This is a genomic window from Streptomyces endocoffeicus, assembly GCF_016741935.1.
Taxonomy (GTDB): Bacteria; Actinomycetota; Actinomycetes; order Streptomycetales; family Streptomycetaceae; genus Streptomyces; species Streptomyces endocoffeicus.
Map to the genome: position 1 here is coordinate 20,671 of NZ_JAERRG010000021.1, position 22,816 is coordinate 43,486.

Annotated in this window: 24 protein-coding genes; 9 read left to right on the plus strand and 15 right to left on the minus strand. The window is 70.7% G+C overall.

The features are described from left to right. Window position 1: 1 nt before the first annotated feature. Both JK364_RS37630 and JK364_RS37635 read right to left on the minus strand, forming a co-directional pair. On the minus strand, window positions 2-1,519 hold the full coding sequence (locus tag JK364_RS37630; protein ID WP_201855897.1) for an ABC transporter substrate-binding protein: 1,518 nt from the start codon (window positions 1,517-1,519) through the stop codon (window positions 2-4). After that, a complete protein-coding gene (locus JK364_RS37635) occupies window positions 1,516-2,598 on the minus strand; it encodes an isocitrate/isopropylmalate dehydrogenase family protein (protein WP_201855898.1) in 1,083 nt (360 codons plus the stop codon). The genes JK364_RS37630 and JK364_RS37635 overlap by 4 nt, the downstream gene beginning before the upstream one ends. A gap of 160 nt (window positions 2,599-2,758) precedes the next feature. On the opposite strand from JK364_RS37635, the gene JK364_RS37640 reads away from it, so the two are divergent. Next, entirely contained in the window at window positions 2,759-4,213 is a 1,455-nt protein-coding gene (locus tag JK364_RS37640) for an amidase (RefSeq protein ID WP_230993124.1), read from the plus strand. After that, window positions 4,210-4,977: a FadR/GntR family transcriptional regulator gene (locus JK364_RS37645; RefSeq protein ID WP_201855899.1), complete on the plus strand. Its 768-nt coding sequence runs from the start codon at window positions 4,210-4,212 to the stop codon at window positions 4,975-4,977. The genes JK364_RS37640 and JK364_RS37645 overlap by 4 nt, the downstream gene beginning before the upstream one ends. Before the next feature lie 63 nt (window positions 4,978-5,040). On the opposite strand, the gene JK364_RS37650 is transcribed toward JK364_RS37645, so the two are convergent. Then, entirely contained in the window at window positions 5,041-5,760 is a 720-nt protein-coding gene (locus JK364_RS37650) for an SDR family NAD(P)-dependent oxidoreductase (RefSeq protein ID WP_201855900.1), read from the minus strand. Next, window positions 5,757-6,572, minus strand: coding sequence for a polysaccharide deacetylase family protein (locus JK364_RS37655; RefSeq protein ID WP_201855901.1), 816 nt, complete (start codon window positions 6,570-6,572; stop codon window positions 5,757-5,759). Before JK364_RS37655 ends, JK364_RS37650 begins: the two co-directional genes overlap by 4 nt. 126 nt (window positions 6,573-6,698) lie before the next feature. Between JK364_RS37655 and JK364_RS57170 the strand changes: the two genes are divergently transcribed. Continuing rightward, entirely contained in the window at window positions 6,699-7,460 is a 762-nt protein-coding gene (locus tag JK364_RS57170) for a FadR/GntR family transcriptional regulator (RefSeq protein ID WP_201855902.1), read from the plus strand. 7 nt (window positions 7,461-7,467) lie between these two features. Here JK364_RS57170 and JK364_RS37665 read toward each other — a convergent pair whose 3' ends face one another. The 4 genes from JK364_RS37665 to JK364_RS37680 form a co-directional block, all read right to left on the minus strand. After that, window positions 7,468-8,814, minus strand: coding sequence for an amidase (locus JK364_RS37665; protein WP_201855903.1), 1,347 nt, complete (start codon window positions 8,812-8,814; stop codon window positions 7,468-7,470). 149 nt (window positions 8,815-8,963) lie between these two features. Next, window positions 8,964-9,734 carry an SDR family NAD(P)-dependent oxidoreductase gene (locus JK364_RS37670; protein ID WP_201855904.1) on the minus strand — a complete coding sequence of 257 codons (771 nt, stop codon included), beginning with the start codon at window positions 9,732-9,734 and terminating at the stop codon, window positions 8,964-8,966. Next, window positions 9,731-11,053: an MFS transporter gene (locus tag JK364_RS37675; protein WP_201855905.1), complete on the minus strand. Its 1,323-nt coding sequence runs from the start codon at window positions 11,051-11,053 to the stop codon at window positions 9,731-9,733. The genes JK364_RS37670 and JK364_RS37675 overlap by 4 nt, the downstream gene beginning before the upstream one ends. A gap of 106 nt (window positions 11,054-11,159) precedes the next feature. Then, complete coding sequence (locus JK364_RS37680) at window positions 11,160-11,621, minus strand: Lrp/AsnC family transcriptional regulator (RefSeq protein ID WP_201855906.1); 462 nt, start codon at window positions 11,619-11,621, stop codon at window positions 11,160-11,162. A gap of 179 nt (window positions 11,622-11,800) precedes the next feature. Between JK364_RS37680 and ilvN the strand changes: the two genes are divergently transcribed. Genes ilvN through JK364_RS37700 form a run of 4 tightly spaced genes read left to right on the plus strand, consistent with a single transcriptional unit; the run spans window position 11,801 to window position 15,796 of the window. Next, entirely contained in the window at window positions 11,801-12,343 is a 543-nt protein-coding gene (ilvN, locus tag JK364_RS37685) for an acetolactate synthase small subunit (RefSeq protein ID WP_201855907.1), read from the plus strand. Then, a complete protein-coding gene (locus JK364_RS37690; protein WP_201855908.1) occupies window positions 12,340-13,437 on the plus strand; it encodes a thiamine pyrophosphate-dependent enzyme in 1,098 nt (365 codons plus the stop codon). Before ilvN ends, JK364_RS37690 begins: the two co-directional genes overlap by 4 nt. Continuing rightward, complete coding sequence (locus JK364_RS37695) at window positions 13,434-14,450, plus strand: alpha-ketoacid dehydrogenase subunit beta (protein WP_201855909.1); 1,017 nt, start codon at window positions 13,434-13,436, stop codon at window positions 14,448-14,450. The genes JK364_RS37690 and JK364_RS37695 overlap by 4 nt, the downstream gene beginning before the upstream one ends. Continuing rightward, window positions 14,447-15,796 carry a dihydrolipoamide acetyltransferase family protein gene (locus JK364_RS37700; protein ID WP_372462055.1) on the plus strand — a complete coding sequence of 450 codons (1,350 nt, stop codon included), beginning with the start codon at window positions 14,447-14,449 and terminating at the stop codon, window positions 15,794-15,796. Before JK364_RS37695 ends, JK364_RS37700 begins: the two co-directional genes overlap by 4 nt. Here the strand turns inward: JK364_RS37700 and JK364_RS37705 are convergent. Next, complete coding sequence (locus tag JK364_RS37705) at window positions 15,787-16,638, minus strand: helix-turn-helix domain-containing protein (RefSeq protein ID WP_201855910.1); 852 nt, start codon at window positions 16,636-16,638, stop codon at window positions 15,787-15,789. The genes JK364_RS37700 and JK364_RS37705 overlap by 10 nt on opposite strands. 200 nt (window positions 16,639-16,838) lie before the next feature. On the opposite strand from JK364_RS37705, the gene JK364_RS37710 reads away from it, so the two are divergent. Together JK364_RS37710 and JK364_RS37715 are read left to right on the plus strand one after the other, a co-directional pair. Beyond that, a complete protein-coding gene (locus JK364_RS37710) occupies window positions 16,839-17,768 on the plus strand; it encodes an alpha/beta hydrolase (RefSeq protein ID WP_201855911.1) in 930 nt (309 codons plus the stop codon). Between the two features lie 224 nt (window positions 17,769-17,992). Next, entirely contained in the window at window positions 17,993-18,373 is a 381-nt protein-coding gene (locus tag JK364_RS37715; RefSeq protein WP_201855912.1) for a hypothetical protein, read from the plus strand. A gap of 47 nt (window positions 18,374-18,420) precedes the next feature. Here the strand turns inward: JK364_RS37715 and JK364_RS37720 are convergent, their stop codons facing one another. From JK364_RS37720 to JK364_RS58195, 6 genes are read right to left on the minus strand one after another with little or no spacing between them, the layout of a single operon-like run. Beyond that, entirely contained in the window at window positions 18,421-18,621 is a 201-nt protein-coding gene (locus JK364_RS37720; protein ID WP_230993105.1) for a hypothetical protein, read from the minus strand. Window positions 18,622-18,679: 58 nt separating this feature from the next. Continuing rightward, complete coding sequence (locus tag JK364_RS37725) at window positions 18,680-19,069, minus strand: cupin domain-containing protein (protein ID WP_201855913.1); 390 nt, start codon at window positions 19,067-19,069, stop codon at window positions 18,680-18,682. Window positions 19,070-19,080: 11 nt separating this feature from the next. Further along, window positions 19,081-19,554 carry a S26 family signal peptidase gene (locus tag JK364_RS37730; RefSeq protein ID WP_201855914.1) on the minus strand — a complete coding sequence of 158 codons (474 nt, stop codon included), beginning with the start codon at window positions 19,552-19,554 and terminating at the stop codon, window positions 19,081-19,083. Then, entirely contained in the window at window positions 19,554-21,518 is a 1,965-nt protein-coding gene (locus JK364_RS37735; protein ID WP_201855915.1) for an ABC transporter ATP-binding protein, read from the minus strand. Before JK364_RS37735 ends, JK364_RS37730 begins: the two co-directional genes overlap by 1 nt. Next, window positions 21,515-22,015, minus strand: coding sequence for a TlpA disulfide reductase family protein (locus JK364_RS37740; RefSeq protein WP_372462058.1), 501 nt, complete (start codon window positions 22,013-22,015; stop codon window positions 21,515-21,517). The genes JK364_RS37735 and JK364_RS37740 overlap by 4 nt, the downstream gene beginning before the upstream one ends. Continuing rightward, the gene (locus tag JK364_RS58195; RefSeq protein ID WP_372462056.1) at window positions 21,897-22,745 is read right to left on the minus strand and encodes a MauE/DoxX family redox-associated membrane protein; all 849 of its coding nucleotides are present in this window, start codon (window positions 22,743-22,745) and stop codon (window positions 21,897-21,899) included. Before JK364_RS58195 ends, JK364_RS37740 begins: the two co-directional genes overlap by 119 nt. Between the last annotated feature and the right edge of the window lie 71 nt (window positions 22,746-22,816).

The window sequence follows — 22,816 nt, forward strand, 5'->3', positions numbered from 1 at the left end:
TTCAGGACCGGCCGAGGCCGGTGAGATCCAGTGACTCGGACACGGAGTTCACCGGCAGACCGGTGATGTCCTTGTCCGCCACCATCAGGTTGGGCAGCAGGAACAGCCAGTCGGCCGCGGCGTCCTTGGACACCAGCCGGGCAGCCGCCCGCATATCGGTGATCTGCTGCTCCCGGGTGCCCTGGTCCGCCTTCGCCAGCAGCGCCCGGAACTCGGGGTTGTCGTAGCGGATGTAGGACTTCTTGTTCCCGAACACCGTCTGCATGTCGCGGGGCTCCACATGGCCGATGATGGACATGTCGTAGTCGGCGTTCTTGAATACGGTGGTCAGCCAGGCGGCGGGGAACTCCAGCTGGTCCAGCTTGACCTTGAACCCGGCCTGTTCGAGCTGGCTCTTGACCACGGTGCCGCACGCGGTGGCATACGGCAGTGTCGGAATCCGCAGCCGCAGCGTACGCCCGGCTTCGCCGGACTCCTTGACGAGCTTCTTGGCCCTGTCGCGGTCGTACGGATACTGGTCGGTGAGGTTCTGATACCACGGGTCGGTCGGCGGGACCATGCTGCCGATGAGCTTGCCGCGGCCTGCCCAGCAGGTGTCCATCAGGGCCTTGTGGTCGATGGCGTAGCGGACCGCCTGGCGGGCCTTCGGATTCTTCATCGGGCCCGAGCCGTTGTTGAGCGAGAGGACCACCTCGCCGTTGGTCGTGCCCTCGATGACCTTGTACTTCGAGTTGTTCTGGAACCGGTACAAGGACTCCGGGGACTGCATCTGGCCGATCACATTGATGGTGCCCGTGAGCAGCGCGTTGTTCATGGCCGTCGGGTCCTTGAAGTACTTGAGGGTGACCGACGCGAAGTGCGGTGTGCGCGCCCAGTAGCCATGACGGCGGGCCAGCGTGATCGAGTCGCCGCGGTTCCAGTTCTTGACCACATACGGGCCGGTGCCCACCGGTTCGGTGGCCAGCTTGCTCACCCCGGTCCGGCTGAACATCGCGCCGACGCGGGTGGTCATCCGGTACAGCCAGTCGTTGCTCGGCCGCTTCAGGGTGACCTTGAGCTCGGTGGGCGACACCGCCCGCACCGTGTCGACGACATCCATCTGGGTCTTCTGCACCAGCGTCCAGTCGGTTTTGACGCGTTCGATGGAGAACTTGGCGTCCTCGGCCGTGAACCGTGCGCCATCGCTGAACGTGGCGTTCTTCACCAGGTGGAACGTGTACGTCCTGCGGTCCTTGGACAGGCTCCAGGACGTGGCCAGTTGGGGCCGGATCTTCCCCGACTGGTCCAGCTTCACCAGGGTCTCGTAGACGTTGTAGAGCAGTGCCTGCGGAATGGCGGCACCTTCGGTTTTGGTGAAGTCGAAGTTGGCCGGCTCGGCGGTGAGGCCGATGTTCAGGGAATTCTTCCCCGCGCTGCCGCCGGTTGCGGTGGAACCGGCCGAGCAGGATGCCAGCAGCAGGCATGCGAGCGTGGCTGCGACCGCCCCGGTACCTCGCGTCGGCCGCCTGAGATATCTCATACGTTCTCTTCCTGGCCTTCCATCGCGTGCAGAACGGCTGATGCCACGTCCGCCGTGGTGGCGTTGCCGCCGAGGTCGGCCGTGTGGTGCTGGGTATCGCGCAAGGCGCCCGCCACCGCGTCGCGGACGCGGCGGGCCGGGCCGGTGTGTCCGAGGTCGTCGAGCAGCATCGCGCCGGAGAGCGTGCAGGCCACCGGATTCGCCACACCCTTCCCGGCGATGTCGGGCGCGGAGCCGTGGACGGGTTCGTAGATGCCCGGCACATCCCCGCCCGGCAGGACGTTGGCGCTGGGCGCCATGCCCATACCGCCCGCGAGCACCGCGGCGAGGTCGGACAGGATGTCGCCGAAGAGGTTGCTCGCGAGCAGTACGTCGAGGGAGCGCGGAGCCTGGATCATACGGGCGGCCATGGCGTCGACCAGCACGGTTTCCAGCTCGACTCGCGGGTACTGCTCGCCGACCTCACGTACCACCCGGTCCCACAGCGGATAGCCGTACCGCATCGCGTTGGACTTGGTCACCAGGCACAGGCGCCCCGACCGCCGGCCGGCCAGGGTGAAGGCCTGGTGCGCGGCCCGCTCGATGGCGCGACGGGAGTGCACGGCGACCTCGATGCCCAGATCGTGTCCGCTGCCGGCGTGCGCCACCCCGCCGGCGCCCACGTACTCGCCCTCGGTGTTCTCGCGCACGATCACCAGGTCCACGCCATCGGTGTCGCGCACCTTGGTGGGAACGCCGGGGAAGGCGCGGACCGGGCGGAGGTTCACGGCGAGGTCGAGTCGCTGCCGCAGGCCGATGATCAGCCCCCAGATCAGTTCGTGCTCCGGCACATCGGGACGTCCGACGGCGCCGAACAGCACGGCGTCCGTCTGCTTGACGAGGTCGGCCGCGTCGGCCGGCATCGCCGCGCCCTGCCGGAGGAACCGCTCGCCTCCCCAGTCGAACGAGGTCACCTCGAGCCGATGGCCGTCGGCCTCCAGGGCGGCCCGGAGGACAGGCACGGTCGCCGCGACCACCTCGGGGCCGATGCCGTCGCCCGGTATTACGGCGAGCCGCACGACGTTGGTGTCCCGCGTCATGGTGTTGGCCACCTTCCGTTATTACTGGCCTGACCAGTAAGCTCACTTGGCAGGTACCGTGGCGACTGAAGCTGTACTTGTCAAGGGTTCGAACGTCCTCAGGCATCACGAGGGGGCGCCGCTCAGCGCCAGCTGAGGGAGAAGGAGTGTGCGAGTGCTCATGGAACAGGGCCTGGCCACCATGCCGGCCGTAGAGATGCTGGCCGGATTCGCCGACGGCACGTTGTCGCCGGTCGAGGTCCACGACGCCGTCCAGTCGGTGATCGAGGCGCGCGAGAGTGTGCTCAACGCGTTCTGGGTGCGAGATCCGGACGGGTCCCGCAAGGCGGCCCAGGCCAGCGAGGCCCGCTGGGCGGCGGGGGAACCGCTCGGGCCCGTCGACGGCGTGCCCGTGACGCTGAAGGAGAACGTCGCCCGCAGGGGCGTCCCGATGCCCTCGGGCAACGCGGGGACCGAACCGGTCGTCCCCGAGGCGGACGCGCCCATCACCGCGCGCGTCCTCGAATCCGGCGGGGTGGTACTCGGGTCGACCGTGATGCCGGACTGGGGCATGCTCTCCTCGGGCGTCTCCAGCCGCCACGGCATCTCGCGCAGCCCCTGGAATCCGGACTGGACCACGGGCGGTTCCAGCTCCGGCGCGGGGGCCGCGGCCGCCGGGGGATACGGTCCGCTCCACGTCGGCACCGACATCGGGGGATCGATCCGGCTGCCGGGCACCTGGCTGGGCCTCGCCACGCTCAAGCCCAGCTTCGGGCGGATCCCGCTGGACGCCCCCTACCTGGGGCGTGCCGCCGGTCCCCTGACCCGCACCGTGGCGGACGCGGCCCTGCTCATGCGGGTGCTGAGCCAACCGGACCCACGCGACTGGTCGAGCCTGCCGCCGCAGGACATCGACTGGTCGGCGCTGGACGGCGACATGCGTGGTCTGCGGGTGGGCGTGCTGCTGAACGCCGGGTGCGGGGAATCGTGCGACGCCGAGATCCTCGCCGCGGTCAACCACGCCGCCGAGGTGTTCGAGGCGGCGGGGGCGGCCGTGGAGCCGGTCGAACCGTTTATGCGCCAAGACCTTCTGGACGACCTGGACCTGTTCTGGCGGGTGCGGTCCTGGAACGACTTCCGCGCCCTGGAGCCCGAGGCCCGGCTGCGCGTCCACCCCCACATCATCCGATGGTGTCAGGGGGGCGCCGATGTGCCGGGTACGCGGGTTCTCCAGTGCTACCAGCAGATCATGGGCATCCAGGCGCGGGCCGTGGCCGCGACGCTCCCGTACGATCTGGTGCTCTCGCCGGTGGCGCCGGTGGCGGCGTTTCCCGCCGAGCAGCCGATGCCTTTCCCGGGAGACGAGAAGACCATGGCCCACATCGGATTCACCGCGCCGTACAACATGTCGGGCCAGCCGGCCGCGACCGTCAACTGCGGCTTTACGGCGGACCGCCGGCCCATCGGGCTGCAGATCGCGGGCCGCCGTTTCGACGATCTCGGCGTCCTGAGGGCGGCGGCATGGTACGAACGGAACCGGCCTGCCGAGGCGGTCCCGCACTGGCCGGACAACGCCGATGGGGCGCTCACGGGGGAGAAGACGACATCGACCACGCCCGAAGGGGAGAAGCCTTGAGCGACGGGGCACAGTTCCGGCAGGTCTCGCCGGTACGGCTCTACCAGCGCATCGTCGAGCAGATCGAGCAGGCGATCGTGCGCGGTGACCTCAAGCCCGGTCAACGGCTGCCGAGCGAGCGGGAGCTGGTGACGCAGTTCGGGGCCAGCCGTCCCACGGTGCGCGAGGCGCTGCGCGTGCTGGAGAGCGACGGCCTCGTCCGATCGCGCCCGGGCGATCCGAACGGCCCGGAGATCCTGCCCTTCTCGTCGGCCGGCCTGACCAAGCAGATGACCCGGCTCGTCCAGTTCGACAATGTGTCGATGGCCGAGCTGATCTCGTTCCGCATGATCCTCGACGGGTCGGCGAGCTCACTGGCGGCCCGGCTGCGGTCCGAGGAGGAGCTGTCCGCGATGGAGCGGACGATCGCCGTCATGGCGGATGCGATCGAGGCGGGGTACGAGGAGTTCGGCAAGGCCGACGTCGCGTTCCACGAGGCGGTGGCCGTGGCCAGCCGCAACTCCCTCATCGAGGTCTGCAACCAGGTGGTCAGGGGCGCGGTCCTCGCGCTGATCTCGGACAAGGTCGCCCATGCCCACAACAGCGCGGCGCTCATGCGGGAGTCCCTCCGCCACCACCAGGAGGTGCTCGAGGCGATCCGGGCAGGGGACGGCCAGGCGGCGGCGCGCATCTCCCGGCGCAAGCTCTACGAGTACTACGCCGGCTACGTCCCCGAGGACGAACGGGGGCCGCTGCTCGCGCTCGTGGAGGACGAGGAGGCCTGAACCCCGCTGCCTCCGCCCGGCGTGGGAGCGTTTCCCTCAGTGCCCTCAGTGCCCTCAGTGCCCTCAGTGCAGCGACCGGCCGCCGTCGACGGCGAGGGTGGCTCCGGTGAGGTAGCCGTTGGTCCCGGCCAGCACCACCGCTTCGGCGATCTCCTCGGCCGTGCCCGCTCTGCCGATCAGGTAGCCGCGCCGCTCGTCGACGTGTGCGCGCTCGCTCGGCGAGCGCTGCTCCTGAGCCGTCCTGGCCAGGGGAGTGTCGACGAGACCGGGGCACACACAGTTCACCCGGATGCCCCGGGGGGCGAGGTCCAGGGCCATCGAGCGGCTCAGCCCGACGGCCGCGGACTTCGACGCGACGTAGGCGGCCATCTCGGGGATCGGCCGCACTCCGGCGGCGGACGAGACGACCACGATCGCCCCGCCTTCGCCCATGAGGGGCAGCAGCGCCCGGCTGACCGTCCACACCCCGGTCACGTTCACGGCGAAGGCCCGGTGCCAGTCGTCCTCCGCCGTCCCGGCCGTGGTGTCGACCGCTCCGACGGCGACCGCACCCGCGCAGTGCACCAGCAGGTCAAGGCGGCCGTGGGCATGGGCGACCCGCTCGGCGAGCGCGTGAACGGACGCGCTGTCGGTGACGTCCACCGGCTCGTCCCCCGCGGCCGGAGCCCGGTCCGCCACCACCACGGCGGTGCCTCCCGCCCGCAGCCGCGCGACCACGGCGGCACCGATTCCACTGGCGCCGCCTGTGACGACCGCGACGCCCGGAGCGATACCGGCGCTCATGTGGCGTCCCGCTCCGCGAGAAGCCCCGGACGAACGCGCTCGGCGTAGTCGGCGCAGGCCAGGAACTCCGCGCGCCCGGAGGCCAGCACATGCCGGATGGTCTGCTCCAGGACCCACATCCGGGACGGCCGCCCGATGATCTGCGGGTGCATGGCGAGCATGAAGTGCGTCCCCGGCTCCTCGGCCAGACCGTCGAACTCCCGGGTCCAGGTCTCCAGCACCGCCGAGGGCGCCGACATCACCCGCCCCGGCACGCGGTTGGTGTACATGAAGACCGGGGTGTCGACGAGGGCCCAGGCGAACGGGAGCTCGACGATGCCGGTGGTGCGGTCGCGCGTGTCCAGCAGGTGGGCCGAGTCGGAGTCGAAGAGGTTGGAGGAGAACCGCATGCCGTGCTTCTCCATCAGTTTCACCGAGTGCGGGGTCAGCTCCGCGGCGGGCGAGCGCCAGCCCTGGGGCACGCGGCCCGTCGCCCGTGTGATGGCGTCCGCGGCGAGCTGGAACTCCTCGGCCTCCTGCTCCTCGCCGAGGTTCTCGGACCAGGCGTGGGTGTGGCTGTGGTGCTCGATGGTCAGCCCCGCCTCCAGGATCGCCTCGATCTGGGCGGGGTAGCGCTCCACGACCTGGCCGGGGACGAAGAAGGTGGCCGTGACGCCGTAGCGGCGCAGCAGAGCGAGGATCCGGGGCAGCCCCACCTTCGGGCCGTAGTGTCCCTGGGACACCCAGACCGGCTTGTCCGCCCCGGCGGGGTCGCGGGCCGTCCAGAGGAGCTCGGCGTCCATGTCGAAGGTCAGCAGAACGGGTGTGGTCATCGATGTGCTCCTGGCTGGATCCGGACGGGACGTCCGTCCCTGACGGGAATTGTGGTCTGAACAGCTGCTAGGTTGAATATGTGGCTGTGTGGGGCGCGGCCCGGGGGACGACGGGACTGGGGAGCGATGTTCACGCCGGTAGACAAGAAGCGGGCCTTCGAGGCGGTCGTCCAGCAGATCGAGTCGGCGATCTACGCCGGCGAGTACGCCCCCGGTGACTTCCTTCCGCCCGAGCGGACGCTGGTCGAGGACTTCGGGGTGGGCCGGTCCACGGTCCGCGAGGCGCTGCGGATCCTGGAGAGCATGGGCCTGGTGAGGACCAGCCCGGGCAGCCGGAGCGGACCCGAGGTCTGCGGCTCGGTGACCCCGGGCCTGACCCGGATGCTGCGGGGCGCGGTGCGGATGGAGGAGATCCCGGTGGTGGACCTCGTCCAGTACCGGATCATCGCCGGAGCCGCCGCCAACCGGCTCGCGGCTCATCTGCGGACGGATGAGCACCTCGAGCGGATGGAGGCGGCGATCGAGGCGATGGAGGCCGCCACCGACGCCGCCTCCTTCGCCGCGGCGGACGACGGCTTCCACGTGGTCGTCCGGGAGGCGGCCGGGAACCGGGTGCTCGGCATGGTGGGCGGCGTGATTCAGGACGCCACCCTCGATCTGGTGGCCGGGGCCGTCGGCCCGTCGGCCGGTGCGTCGCGGATGCGGCGGGAGTTCATCGCGGACCACCGCCGCATCCTCGCCGCGATCGCCGGGCGTGACGGCGACACCGCGGCCCGGCTGGCCAGCCAGACCCTGTACGACGCCTACTCCGGCGCCCTCGACGAGGACCAGCGGCACCGACTCGCGGTGCTGCTCGAGCCGGACGTACGGAACTCGCGCGGCCATTGAGCCCACCTCACCCGGCCGTGGCCGAACGTGCCGGCCACGGCGCGGGGCGAGGCGGGAAGACATGCCGCTGCACCGCGCCGGCCACGTCCAGGAGCCGGTCCTCGGCCCCCGGGCGGCCCAGCACCTGCAGCCCCACCGGCATCCCCGCCACCGTTCCGCACGGCACCGTGATCGCTGGGTAGCCGGTGTAGTTGGCCAGGAAGGTGTACGCGACCAGCTCGCGGCGGGCGACCTCGGGCAGTGCGTCGGGCGGACCGCCCGCACCCTCCGGTGCGATCACTCCCGTGGTGGGCGTCACCAGGAAGTCGACGCCGTCGAGCAGCGTGTCGAGGTGGTCCGCGGCGGCGTCCGCGCGGCCCAGCGATTCCGAGTACCGCGCGCCGCTGACCTCGGCCGCCCGCTCGAAGTGGTGGCGGGTGTAGCCGGAGAGGAGCCGGCGCGAGGCCGCGTCGGCCATCATCCGGTCCCCTCCGGTGGCCAGCCGGTCGGCCATCATGGCGTCGTAGAAGGGTTCGGCGAACCGGGGGGTGTCCAGGCCGAGCCGGCTGTCGTCGACCTCGACGTCGTCGAGGAGGGCGAGCCGTCCCACCGCGACGCGGACCGCCTCGACCACCTCGGGGGCGGCGTCCCGGCCGCTGTCGGCGACCCAGCGCAGCCGCCACCCGGGGTGCGCGGACCGAATGGCGGCATCGCGGTCGACGAAGACGCGAGTGCTCCGCTCGGCGTCCCACGGCCCCCGCATGGCCTGCCACATCGCACGGGCGTCCGCGACCCGCAACGCCAGGGGACCGGGGACGGAGAACCGGCGGGTGCCGATGAACCCGCCACCGGCCGGCGTGGCCCCACGGGACGGCTTGAGCCCGACCACACCGCACAGGGCCGCCGGAATGCGCACCGATCCTCCCCCGTCACTGCCCAGGGCGACCGGGGTCAGACCGGCGGCGACGGAGGCCGCGGCGCCCCCGCTCGACCCGCCGCAGATGCGGGCCGGGTCCCACGGGTTGAGCGTCTCCGGCTGGAGTTCGTTGACCGTGCGGATGTAGATCGCGAATTCGGAGGCGTTGGTCTTGCCCACGAGGATTCCCCCCGCGCGCCGGATGCGAGCGACCACCGGAGCGTCCCGCACCGGCACGTGCTCGGCGAACACCGCGGAACCGAACGTCGTACGGACGTGGCCGGTCGGGTAGGTGTCCTTGACCGAGAAGGGGACCCCGTGCATCGGTCCCAGGCGATCCGGTGCCGCGTCGGCCGCCTCGGCATCGGCGAGCGCCCGCTCGGGACAGACCGTGAGGAAGGCACGCAGTCCCGGATCGCGGTCGCGGATCCGGTCCAGGCTCTCTCGAGTGGCCGTCACGGCGGAGCGGGCCCCCTCCCTCCGCTGTGCGTCCTGCTGCGGGTCCTGCTGCGCATCCCGCTGTGCGTCTTGCTGCGCGTCTTGCTGTGCGTCAGGGGCACTCGCCAAGGTGTTCACTCCGATCGTGGTTCGGGAATGACCGGGGGCGGTCATGACCAGCCGCCGAAGATCGACCAGCCGCCGTCGACGGCGAGGGTCTGACCTGTGACATAGGACGCCTCGGCCGAGAGCAGGAAGCGCACCACGGAGGCGACCTCGCCGGGCGACCCGAGACGGCCCAGCGGGGTACGCCCGAGGACGCCCTGCTCGTCGAGCAGACCGCGGGCGAAGTTGCGCTCGACCAGCGGTGTGCGGATCGTGCCCGGGGCGACCGCGTTCACCCGGATCCCGGCGGCCGCCCACTCGGCGGCAAGCTGGCGGACGAGCCCCTCGAGCCCCGCCTTCACCGCGCCGTACCCCGTTCGGCCGTGCAGCGCCCGGCCCGCGGCCAGGCTCGACATCGCCACCACCGCGCCCCCGCGGACGGCCAGCAGCGGATGGGCGGTGCGCAGCAGCCGGGCGGCGGCCTCGACATGGACCGCCCACAGCTCATGCCAGCCCGTGTCGTCGATGTCGAGGAACGAGCGGGTCATGCCGGTGCCCGCGTTGCTGACCACTCCGTCGACGCGTCCGAAGGCCGCCTCTGCGGCCTCGACGAGCGCCCGGGTGGTCGCCGGATCGGCGACATCGCCCGCCACCGCGACACAGCCCCGGCCCTCGGCCCGTACCTCCGACTCCGCCCGCGCCAGGTCGCCGTCCGCGTCGAGGCCGTGCACGACCACGTCCCAGCCGGTGCGGGCGAGTGCGAGGGCGCACGCCCGCCCGATCCCCGACGACGAGCCGGTCACCACCGCGGCGGGCCTTCCCTGTCCGGTGCTCATCGATCCCGCAGCGGTTCGAAGGCCGTCTCGCGCATCCGCAGATAGACGATCAGCGTCGGGATCGCGGCGGCCATCGCCCAGAACGCCGGGGCGAGCGGGGTGCCGAGCCAGGCGATCAGACCCGTCGCGATGAACGGGGCGGTCCCGCCGAAGATCGCCGAGCTGAGGTTGTACGGCAGGGCCATGCCGGAGTAGCGCAGCCGGGTCGGGAACAACTCGGTCAGGCCCGCCGTGCCCGGACCCGAGTAGCACGCCATGATGAGCATCGCCGGGAGTTGGGCGACCAGCGCGGCCCACAACGAGCCATGGGACATCAAGAGGTAGATGGGGATCGCCGATACGAAGAACACGGCGGCGTGGGCGATCAGGATCGGCCGTCTGCCCACCCTGTCCGACACCCGTCCCATGACCAGCGTCAGCGCCGCGTAGACGGTCATCCCGATGACATTGGCCAGGTAGGCGTCGCCGAGGCTCAGACCGGCCTCGTTGTGCAGGAACGTCGGGGTGTAGGTCAGGAACGTGTAGAAACCGATGTTCGGCAGGGCGGTGTAGAAGAACGCGGTGAACATCGCGCCGCGCTGAGTCCGCACCGCCTCGGCGGCCGGTCGTTCGGCCACCTCACCGGCCTCCCGCAGGGCCTGGAAGTGGGGTGTGTCCGCCATCCGGAACCGGATGTAGAAGCCGATCGCGCCCAGCGGAAGCGACAACAGGAACGGGATGCGCCAGCCGCCGTTCTCCAGCGCGTCGGCCGAGCCGAGGTTGGTGATCGCCGTGACGACCAGGACACCGGCCAGTGTCCCGGTGATGACGCTGAACTGCTGCCAGCTCGACACCCGGCCGCGCCGGCCGACCGGGGCGTTCTCGGTCATCACCGTGGCCGAGCCGGTGAACTCCCCACCGGCCGAGAAACCCTGGAGCAGACGCAGCAGCACCAGGAGCGCGGGTGCCGCGACCCCGGCGGCCGCGTAGGTGGGCAGCAGCCCCATGCCGAGGGTGCTCGCCGACACCAGGATCAGGGCCCACGCCAGTGCGGTACGCCGGCCACGCCGGTCGCCGAGCTGCCCGAAGAACAGCCCGCCCAGCGGCCGGACCACGAAGCCGACACCGAACACCGCGAACGTCGACAGCGTCGAGGCCACGGTGGACTCGCTCGGAAAGAACAGTGACGAGATCACCGGACTGAGCGCGGCGTAGACGCCGTAGTCGTACCACTCGATGAAGTTGCCGATGCCACCGGCGACGACCGCGCGGCGCGAGCTGTGTCCGGACGGCACGGTATCGGTCTGCGCCACGTTCGGGGGTCTGGCGGTCGTGGGCATATGAGCCTCCCTGAGACATGGTTTTTGCGACCTAGCTACTGGTCGGACCAGTAGAAAAGTAGGTCACCGCGCCGGGAGTGTCCAGGGTCGCGGTTCCCCGAATACCTCAGGGCATGGGAGTTCCGCGTTGCCAGGAGTCGATGACGATCAGCGTCTTCGTCTGGAGCACACCAACCCCCTTACGGCGCAGACGATTGACCACTTTCTGCAGGTCATCGACGCTGTCGACATGCAACCTGACGAGCGCGTCCACATCGCCGGTGAGCGTCAGCACCTCGTCGACCTCCGGCAGGGTCGACGCGAACTCCACGATGTCGTGGATATCGGTGTCGCCCGTGAAGCGCAGCTCGGTGACCGCCTGAAGGCCCTGCCCCAGCTTGGCCTGATCCGTGGTGATCGTGTAGCCGGTGATGATTCCCGACTCCTCCAGGCGTGCGATGCGCCGGCGGACCGGCGCCGGGGAGAGCTTCACCAGACGTGCGATATCGCGAACGGTGCGCCGCCCGTCGGCTCGCAGCAACTCCAGGATGTGCAGATCGACTGAGTCGAGATGTACGGGTGCCGACATGCCGGAAGTGTAAGCAGTACTTCCCTCAACGCTCACTCCCGCCCCGGCCGGACTGCTCAAGAGGAGCGTGTTCCGCGTCGCTGTGCACACTTTCGTTGTGCACCGATCGGGCCCTTGAAACGGTGTCCCGCATGTCAGCGTCGACACAACCGGCAACACACGTTGCCCCATCCGAAACCATGCGGCCAGGCAGCCACCGGGCCGGTGCCGTGCTGCGACTCGATGTCCTCGCCACGCCCCTGGCGGTCGCCCGGGTCGCCTCGATCCTGGCCCATCGCCAGTTCGACGTGGTCACCATGGACATCGCCGCGCCCGTCGACGGGGTGCGGAGGATCACCATCGAGGTGGACACGGCAGACGACATCAGATTGCAGCAACTCGTCAAGTTCCTGAACCGCTCATCCGACGTCGTCAAGGTCATCCGCCTCTCCGACGACATGTCGCACAACCGGCGCGGGGCATTCGTCACGGTCGCCTTCCCCGAAGGCCGGCTCGCCGAAGCCGTCGCCATCGCCCGGGCGTTCTCCGCCGAGATCGTGGAAGCGGACCGGACCCGCTGCACCGTCTTCACCGCGGCGGAGCCCGCTCGTGTCGACGACCTCGTCAAGGCGCTCTCCGGCTTCACCATCCGGGAGCTCGTGATGGCGGCGCCGCTGCGGATCCCGCGTCCGCTCCGGAAGCACACCGCCGAGGACCGCGGCCGCACCGGGGGGCAGCGATGAGCCCGGACTCCGGTGCGGCACCCGCGGCGGCCCGCGCCGATGACGTCCTGCGGCTGGTGGATCCCGCCGGGACGCTGAACGAACGGGCTGCCGAGGGCATGCTCGACGTGACCGGTGAACTGGTACGCGGGCTGTACCGCGACATGGTGCTCGGGCGCCGCTTCGACCAGGAGGCGTACTCCCTGCAACGCCAGGGTGAGCTCGGCCTCTGGCTGATGTCCCTCGGTCAGGAAGCGGCCCAGGCCGGGTCGATCCGCGCGCTTCGAGCGGACGACCGGGTCTTCCCGTCCTACCGCGAACACGTGGCGGCTCTGTGCCGCGGGATCTCACCGACGGAACTGCTGTCGCAGTGGCGCGGCGCGAGCCACGGCTCATGGGACCCCGAGCGGTATCACTTCCACATCTACAGCCTTGTGCTGGCCACGCAGACACTGCACGCGGTCGGCTATGCGATGGGCGTTCGGTACGACGCCGCCGACAGCGTCGTGCTCACCTACTTCGGCGACGGCGCGTCCAGCCAGGGGGACGCCAGCGAGGCGCTCAACTGGGCGGCGGTGACATCGGCACCCATCGTGTTCTTCTGCCAGAACAACGGATGGGCGATCTCGACACCCGCGAGCAAGCAGTACGCCCGCCCGCTGAGCGAACGTGCGAAGGGGTTCGGACTCGACGCGGTGTCCGTGGACGGCAATGACGTACTGGCCGTCTACGCCGCCACACGAGCTATGGTCGAGCGGGTCCGTACCGGTGGCGCACCCGGGCTCATCGAAGCGCACACGTATCGCATGTCCGGACACAGCACGTCGGACGATCCCAAGCGCTATCGCGACCACGCCGAGCTCGCCAGGTGGGAGGCACACGACCCGGTGGAACGTGTACGCCTTCTGCTCACGGCGCGCGGCTGGGCCGACGAGGACTACTTCGCCACGGTCGCGTCCGACGCCGAGGAGCTCGCGGCGCGGACGCGCGGGGAGTGCCGTGCGCTTCCCGAGCCGTCCCTGAGCGACACCTTCCGCAACACCCTGTGCCAGGAGACCGAGGCCCTGCGACGCGAACGCGAAGGCTTCGAGATGTTCAAGGAGTCCTTCCTGTGACCACCACGGCCACCACGGCCACCACGGCCAGTACGGCCACCACGACCACGCTCGGACGCGCGCTGAACGAGGGCCTGCGGCAGGCGATGCGCGACGACGAGCGGGTGGTTCTGCTCGGCGAGGACATCGCCTCCCTGGGCGGGGTGTTCCGGGTGACCGATGGCCTTGCCGCCGAGTTCGGCGACCGCGTCGTGGACACCCCGCTGGCCGAATCGGGAATCGTCGGGACGGCGATCGGCCTGGCCCTGCGCGGGTACCGACCGGTGTGCGAGATCCAGTTCGACGGTTTCGTCTACCCCGCCTTCGATCAGATCGTCAGCCAACTGGCGAAGCTGCGGGCCCGCTCCCGCGGGCTGCTGCGGCTTCCGGTCACCATCCGGATCCCGGTGGGTGGCGGGATCGGCGCGGTCGAGCACCACAGCGAGTCGAACGAGGCGTACTTCTGCCACACGGCCGGCCTGCGCGTCGTGGCATGCGGCCATCCGCAGGACGCGTACGACATGCTCCGTGCCGCGATCGCGTGCGACGACCCCGTCATCTTCTACGAGCCGAAGCGCCGCTACTGGGACCGGGCCGAGGTCGACCTCGGCCGCCCCGTGGACGGCGACACGCTGGGGCGCGCCCGGATCCTGCGCGAGGGCGCCGACGCCACCGTGGTCGCGTACGGGCCCGCGGTCGCGGTCGCGCTGGGCGTGGCCGAGGTCGCCGCCACCGAAGGACGTTCGCTGGAAGTCCTGGACCTCCGCTCGCTGTCGCCGCTCGACACCACCGAACTGTGCCGCTCGGCGTCGAAGACGGGACGCGTCGTGGTCGTCCACGAGGCACCCGTCAACGTCGGCCTGGGCGCGGAGATCGCCGCGACGGTCATGGAGCACTGCTTCTACGACCTCGAGGCCCCCGTGGAACGGGTCGGTGGCTACAACATCCCCTATCCGCCGGCCCGAGCGGAAGGCGACTACCTGCCCGATCTCGATCGAGTTCTCGACGCCGTCGACCGGGTGTGCGCCCCGTGAACCGCCCGGCGAACCTCCCGGAGGACGCGATGCTCGTCACCAAGCACTTCCATCTCCCCGACGTCGGAGAGGGCCTCACCGAAGCCGACATCCTCGAGTGGCGTGTGGAACCCGGCGACCGGGTCGGCGTCAACGACATCATCGTGGAGATCGAGACGGCGAAGGCGGCGGTGGAGCTGCCCAGCCCGTACGCCGGGACCGTCACCGAGATCCTGTGTGCCGCCGGCGAGGCGGTGGCCGTCGGCGCGCCGATCATCACGTTCCAGGTCGAGGACGACACCGTCCCGCGGACGCCGCCCGAACCCGACGCCACGCTCCAAGAGCCCGCCGATCCGCCCGCCCCGGACGGTGGCCGGGACGAGGAGCCATCCGCCGCCGCCCGCGAGCCCGTCCTGGTCGGCTATGGGCCGGCCCACGCCCGGACGGCGCGCCGCCCGCGCAAGAGGAAGCCCGCGCCACCGGCCGTCACACCGTCCACCGGGAAATCCCTCGCGGCCCCACCGGTGCGCAAGCTCGCCCGCGACCTCGGAGTCGACTTGGCCCTGGTGACCGCCACGGGCGCGTCGGGGCGCATCACCCGAGAGGATGTCCACCGCCTCGCCGAGAAGGGGGCAACCCCGTCGAACGGCGCTGACCCGACCCGTGACGACGTGGTGCGCACACCGATTCGCGGAGTGCGCAAACACACCGCGGAGGCCATGGTCAAGAGCGCTTTCACCGCTCCGCACGTCACGGAATGGGTCACCGTCGACGTGACGCGGTCCCTCAAACTGCTGAAGCGGGCACGCGCCGACAAGGCGTTCGACGGGGTGCGCCTGACACCGCTGTGTCTCGTCCTCAAGACGGCGTTGACCGCCATCGCGCGGCATCCCGGGATCAATGCCAAGTGGGACGCCGAGGCCGGTGAGATCGTCCAGTACCCCGACGTCAATCTCGGCATCGCCGCGGCGACACCGCGAGGGCTCATCGTCCCCAACATCGCCGCGGCCCAGCGGCTCTCCCTGCGTGAGATCGCCTTGGCCCTCACCGACCTCGTCGACCAGGCCCGCGCCGGCCGGACGCCACCCGAGCGGATGAGAAACGGGACGTTCACGATCACCAACATCGGTGTCTTCGGCATCGACGGCGGAACACCGATCCTCAACCCCGGCGAGGCGGCGATCCTCTGCTTCGGCCAGGTGCGGCGCACGCCGTGGGAACACAAGGGACGCGTACGGCTGCGCGACACCACGACCCTCGCCCTGTCGTTCGACCACCGTCTCGTCGACGGCGAACTCGGTTCGCTCGTCCTGCGCGACATCGCACGCTTCCTCGAGCGGCCGGACCTGATGGTTCTTCACCGCTGATCGGCCGTCCAGGACGTGAGGATGCGCAGGGCGTCGTGCGAAGCGCTGCCGGGCTCGGCGGTGAGGACCATGAGGCGCTGCCCCGAGCCGTCGGGGCTGCTCCAGATGTCGCAGTCCAGCGTCAGGTCACCGACCAGCCGATGCCGGTAGCGCTTGGTGCCGTAGCTGTCGCTGTTGACGCGGTGCTCGGCCCACCAGGTGCGGAAGTCGGCGTCCTGGACGGACAGCTCGCCGACGAGCTGGGCCAACTCGGGGTCGTCGGGGTCGGCCGCGGCCTCCATGCGCAGCGCGGCGACGGCGTCACGGGCGTCGTGCCGCCACTCCCGGTGCATGTCCCGGACGATCGGGTCCGAGAACAGCAGCCGTACGTAGTTGCGCCGCCCCGATGGCATCAGCGAGAAGTCGGTGAACAGGGCCGCGGCGGCCACGTTCCAGGCCAGGATGTCCATCCGCCTGCCGAGAACGATGGCGGGGGCACCCGTGAGCTGATCGAGGAGGCGCCGCATGGTGGGCCGCACCCGCTGCGCGGGCCGCCGTCGGCGGCGCGGCCACTCATCGGCCCTGCCGGCGAGTTCGTACAGGTACCTCTGCTGGTCGTCGTCGAGGCGCAGCGCGCGGGCGAGGGTGGTGAGCACCGATGCGGACGCCCGGACGCGGCCCTGCTCCAAGCGCGTGTAGTAGTCGACGCTGATGGCCGCGAGCTGGGCGACCTCCTGGCGGCGGAGTCCCGCGACCCTGCGCTGGGAGTCCGTCGTGGGCAGGCCCAGGTCCTGCGGCGCCAGCTGCGCTCGGCGAGCCTTGAGGAACGCCCCGAGCTCGCGGGGGGCGGGTGCCGGAGTCATGGGTTCCATTGTCGCGTGAGCGGCACGGGAGGAGAGGGGGCAGGTTTCTTCCCAGGCAGAAACCTGCCTCTTTTGGGTGCCGGGGGCAGCGCCGAGGGTGGGGGAGTGCCTGGCGGATGTGCCGGGCGCGGAGCCCACCGCCCCGGCGCGAAGCACCGCCTTGGTGCGGCTCCGCTGAGACAGCACACCTGGAGCATCCCGTGGCGAAGACGAACATCACCTTCGACAGTGCCGGCATCCCGCTCGCCGGTCACCTCTACGTCCCCGACGCCCCGGCGCGCGGCCCGCGCCCGGCGATCGTCGTCGGCCACCCCGGCAGCGGTGTGAAGGAGCAGGCCGTGGGCCGGTACGCGCGGCGCCTGGCCGAGAGGGGCTACGTCACGCTCGCCTTCGACGCGGCCTACCAGGGCGAAAGCGGTGGCCGGCCACGCGGGCTGGAGGATCCCGCCCACCGCGTCGAGGACCTCAAGGCCGCCGTCTCCTTCCTCACCACCCGCGGCGAAGTCGACTCAGGCCGCATCGGCGCACTCGGCATCTGCGCCTCCGGTGGCTACGTACTGCCCGCCACCGCGAGCGATCACCGCATCCGGGCCGTCGCCACGGTCAGCGCCGTCGACATCGCCCGCCAGTTCCGGCTGGGAGCCGATGGGACCCAGGACCCCGCCGTGTTCCAGAGCATGCTGGCCGCCGCGGCCGACGCACGCACCACCGAGGCCCGTGGCGAGACGCCGCCGGTTCTGACCCTCTTCCCCGACACCGCCGAGCAGGCCCGCGCGCTCGGCGGAGAGCACGGCGCCGAGGGCTTCGCGTACTACCGCACCCCGCGCGCCCAGCACCCCCGCTCGGCGGGCTTCCTCACCTGGACCAGCGTCGACAAGATGGCGACCTTCGACGCCTTCACGCCGATCCCGCTGATCGGGCAACGCCCTCTGCTCATGATCGTCGGCACCCGGGCCGTCACCTCCTGGATGAGCGTCGAAGCGTTCCAGCGGGCCATCGGCCCCAAGGAGATCCACTGGATCGACGGCGCAAGCCATGTCGACCTCTACGACAGGAAGCAGTACGTGGACCCCGCCGTCGAGAAGCTCGCGGGCTTCTTCGGCGAGCACCTGGACCAAGCGCGGGGCTGACACCCGGGTCGGCTTTGCGCGGGGTGGGCGGCCGCCTCGGCGCATCCCGCCAATACCCCGTCCCGCGCATCGTCTTCGCAGGTCGGACGGTGGGGCGTCCCATGAACGGCTCAACTCGCCGACGACCGTGGCGGGCGGCGGACACCGCCCGGCAGCCTCGATGGTGCCAGACGGACGGCGCGGCCCATTCCCGCACCGTCCCCGCGACTCGTCAGGAGAGAGATATGTCCGTCCGTATGTTCTGCCGTGCCGCCGTCGCGGTGACGGCAGTCGGCGTCCTGTCGCTGTTCGAGATCGGAACCGCCTCCGCGACCGGTAAGGCATCGGCCTGGTACCTGGGCCATGAGGCGGCGCGCGTGAACTACTGGAGCAGCACGGACGACTTCCGGCTCTCCGACATCTCGTGCGACGGCAACTCGGTGTACGCCCAGTACCAGCGCGCCGGAGCAAGCCGGCGAACCCTGAGCAACACCAGGGGCTGTCACACCCACACCGACTTCAACCGCAGCTTCACCAACGGCCAGACCATCAAATACCGCGTCTGCGTGAAGGTCGCCCTCGAACCCGACAACTGCAGCGCCTGGAAATGGGACACCACAGGCTGACCACCCCGGCGACCGGACGGGCCCGCCCCGTCCGGTCGCCGGTATGCCTACGGCTGAGCACTGCGCAGCCAGCGCAGCGAGGCGAGACCCAATGCGGTCATCATGGCCACGATGTTGGGATCGGCGGCCGGCCCGGCCGCGCCGGCGGTCCGCAGGAGAAAACCGGCGTGCAGGGCGAGCACCTCGTTGATCCGGGCGGGTGTCGTCGGGCAGGCCCAGGTGTGCCGCCACGAGTTCCTCGCCGGCATCGCGTGTCATGGTGATCTCCCGTCTTCAGTGGCCGGGTAGCGGATGGTGGCCGGGTGCTCAGCTCTGCGGGTGGGCTCCGGCATCCTGTGCCACCGAGTAGCCGGGTACGGACGGCCATCGGACGGTCAGCACCACCGACTCTTCCTCCGCGAACCATGAATGGTCGACTCCGTGCCCCCACACGACGTAATCACCCTGCTCTTCCAGAAGAACGTCGCGGCCGGGGAGTTCCACGCGGAAACGGCCGCTGATGAGCACCAGGAGAGCCGTGCGTTCCTCGCCCCTCACCCACTCCGCTCGTTCGTCGCCACGAGGGTGGACGCCCCATTTGATCTCCACGGCCTCGCTGTGGCGCGGATCGCCGACGTCCTTGAAGTGTCCGAGGAGCCACCCCCGGTCCAGTGCCGCATCCTTGCCCGCATTGCCCACGTACACGCTGTCGCTCACGGTGCCGGACGCTAGCAGCTCGGCCGGGGGCGGGGCCGGAGGACGGTGCCCAGGACGTGGGTCGTGGGGAAGTAGCCCACCTCGCGGGAATCGTAGCTGTTGTGGGTGTTGTCGCCAAGGAGGACAAGTGCCCCGGGCGGGACGGAGCCACCGGTGGCGTACGGCTCCGGGAGTGCTCCCGGAGGTGGTCGGTCGCCCGCCACCGCCGCCACCCGCTTGATCATCCAGTCCTGTGCGGTACCCACGGCCGCTACCGCCTGGCTCGGGGTGGGTGACGAGTGCCCGCCGTCCCCCTGTCGCACGACGACCACGTGCCCGACCGCGCACCGTCCGCCACGCCGCACCAGCACACGCTCCCCGTCGCGGTACGTGGGTTCCATGCTCCCGCCCCGTACGGTCACAACCACGAGCGTCCGCCGCAGCACCGTTCCCGTGATGAGAGCCGTCCCCAGGGCCATCCCCAGGCCCAGTACCATCGGACCCATCACACGGCCTCTTCCGGCGCTACCGGAGACTCCTCGGCGGAGAGCTGGTAGCCACCGGCCTGGAGGGTGAAGAGCCGGGCGTACTCACCGCCCGCCGCCATCAGCAGGGTGTGGTTTCCCCGCTCGGTGACCCGCCCGTCCTTGAGCACGACGATGATGTCCGCGTCCCGCAGCGCACTGAGCCGGTGCGAGATCAGGAGGCTGGTGCGGGTGCTCCGCTCGCTCCGCAGAGACGTGTGGATCTCGTGCTCCGCCTCCGCGTCGAGCCCGGCCGACGGCTCGTCGAGGATCATCAGCTCGCGGCGCGTACCCGCATCGCGCAGGAAGGCCCGCGCCAGCGCCAGCCGTTGCCACTGACCGCCGGAGAGGACCACGCCCGTCTCCGGGTCGCCCTTGTCCTCCTCCGTGAAGAACATCCGGGTCAGCAAGGTGTCGTAGCCCCGGGGCAGCGCGGCCAACTGGCGGTCGATTCCGGCCCGTTGGGCGGCCTGACGCATCCGCTCACGCGATCGGTCCGGTTCCGTCAGCACGCTGAGGTCGCCGAGCGCGATGTTCTCCGCCGCCGTCATGTCGTACTGCATATAGTCCTGGAACACCGCGCCCACGCGTTTCCGCAACCGCGCCGGATCGACCTCACGGATGTCCACGCCGTCCCACAGGATCGCGCCGCGCGTCGGGTCGTAGAACCGGCAGAGCAGCTTCACCAGAGTGGACTTGCCCGCCCCGTTGAGTCCGACGAGGGCCAGTGCACGGCCTTGCGGAATGTGCAGGTCGACGCCGCGCAGCACCCACGGGAGATCAGGCGAATAGCGGAACCAGACGTCCCGGAGCTCGATTCCGTGGCGCAGTGTCGGCAACGGGCGGGGCCGGTCCGCGACCGGGAGGTCCGAGGTGGCCTGCGTCACCGCCGTGTAGTGGTCGAACATCAGCAGCGTCTGCTGGCCCTGCGCGGCATCGCCCGCCAACGAGGCCAGCGCCCCCTGCACACCGGCGATCGCGGCCACGAACATGGTCACATCGCCCACCGACAGCGCCCCGCCACGCGCCGCGAGGACCGCCCAGAGCAGCCCAGCGCCGGAGACCAGCGCCGCCAGTCCGCCCAGCGCCGTCTGCACGGCGATTTCGCGCCGGTCCATGGCCCGCTTCGCGGCGTTGGCCGTACGCCGTTCCGTCAGCATCCGCTCGCGCAGGAACGGGCCGATGCCGAAGAGCCGGACCTCCTTGGCCGCCTCCACACTCGAGAGCAGATCGGCGTAGAAGAACTCCCGCCGCTCGACCGGCCCGACCTCCCACAGCATCCGCGCCCGACGCCGTGCCAGTGCCACTTCCGACCACAGCACGGGAACCCCCGCCACCAGCAGAATCCCGGCCATCACTGGGCTGACGAGGAGGAGCGAACCGAGGAAGCCACCGATGGTCACCCCGGCGCGCACAACGCCCAGGATGCTCTCCGCGACATGGGTGGCCGTCTCGTGGCCCGCCTGCTGGGCCAGCCGAAGGCGGTCCAGGAAGTGCGGGTTCTCGAACTTCCCCAGCCCGACGAACCCGTCGACGGCGGCGAACAGCCGGTCCTGCATCTCCAGCCCCACCCGGCGGTCCAGCTCCGCTCGCGCGTATCGCATGGCCTGCGAGGCCACCACCGCCGTCACACCGAGGCAGGCCATCGCCATCCCGGGCCACAGCAGTGTGCTCGGGGCACCGCTCGCCAGGTCGTCCAGGACCAGTTTCATCAGCCAGGCCGTCGCCACCGGCAGCGCGCTGACCAGCAGCGACAGTCCTATGTGGAGCAGCAGGGTGCCGGGGGCGGCGCGGGCGGTGACCGCGCAGACGGCGGCGAGCCGCCGCAGCGCGATCATGGCGCGCCCCGAGCCCCAGGAAGGGGCGTCGGAAGGGGCGTCGGAAGGGGCGCAGTCGGTGTCCGCCGCCGACTCCTCGTGGCCGCCTCGCCCGCGCACGGTGCTCACACCGGAAGCGTCGGCCGGGACAGGTCCACCGCGTCGTCGGTGACCACGACATCGCCCTCGGTATCCGGCTCGACCATGAGCACCGTGGGGAACGCCATGATCTCGAATGCCGCGCCCATGGGTTCCTCGTTGCGGGTCTGGGTCACGACCTTCGCCACCGACCGCAGTTCGGCGACCATGGGCGCGGCCAGGTCCTCGTCGCCCACCACGGCGGCCAGCACCCGATCGCGTCCGCCGGGCATCGTACGGGCGTACTCCATGAACTTCGGCAGCTGCTCCTTGCACGGTCCGCAGGTCGGCGTGAAGAAGCCCACCAAGGTGGTCCCGGTCATCGTGGCGCGGCTCAACGGCTCGCCGTCCACGGTGTGGGCGGCGAACTCACCCACCGGCTCGCCGAGTTCGATCGCCGAGCGTGGCCGGTCGACGGCCCTCGCCGCCAGCAGCTCGCCGTGCTCCCGCAGGCGCTTGATCACGCCCAGGGTGAGGATCAGGTCCAGCGAACACAGTGCCCCCACGAGCACCACGGCGCTGATCAGGACTGGCATGGTTGTTCCTCCCGGATGTCCCGGATATTCCGGATGGCCTTCGGATGGTGTGTGCGCGCGTCGAATCGGGGATCTGCCGGGCCCTGGACGGACCGAAGAGCTCCGCCAGATCGTCGAGTACGGTCACCAGGGCACCCGCGACGAGCCCGGCCGCCGCCGCCACGAGGGCTCCCGTCGCCGTCGCCGGAGCCTGGTCCGCCAGTGTCAGCAGGCCGGCCGCCGCCGCGACGGCGGTCAGCACCACATTGCGCAGAAGGTGGCGGCGGCCGAGCGGGGCCGCCGAGGCCCCGAAGCAGCGGCAGGCGGCGCCCGTTCCCCGCCGTACCGTGCGGGCGATCGCCGCCGCGAAGACGCTCAACAGCCCCGCCGCGAGGGCCAGTCCGGCCACGGTGGCACCGTCCGACGGCGCGATGAGCAGGGCGCAGACCGCGCCCTCCGCGGTGACCACGGCCCCCGCCGCGGGTCCGACCAGCCGAGGTGGCACCACTCCCATGGCGGGCAGCGACTCCACGAAGGCCGTGAACCTGCCCCGCCCCACCGACTTGCTCAGGAAGGCGATCAGGAAGACCACGCCGATCATGGCCCGGACCGCGATCACCAGATACTGCACGGCAACCCTTTCAATCGAGGTAGGGGTGCGGGCTGAGCGTGAAGGCGGCCCCCGAATGCCCCCGTTGGCCACTCGGGGGCCGCCTGCCCGCTGTCGTTCAGCGGTGCGCCGCGTACGCCGTCGTCCAGGAGCGGACGGCGGTC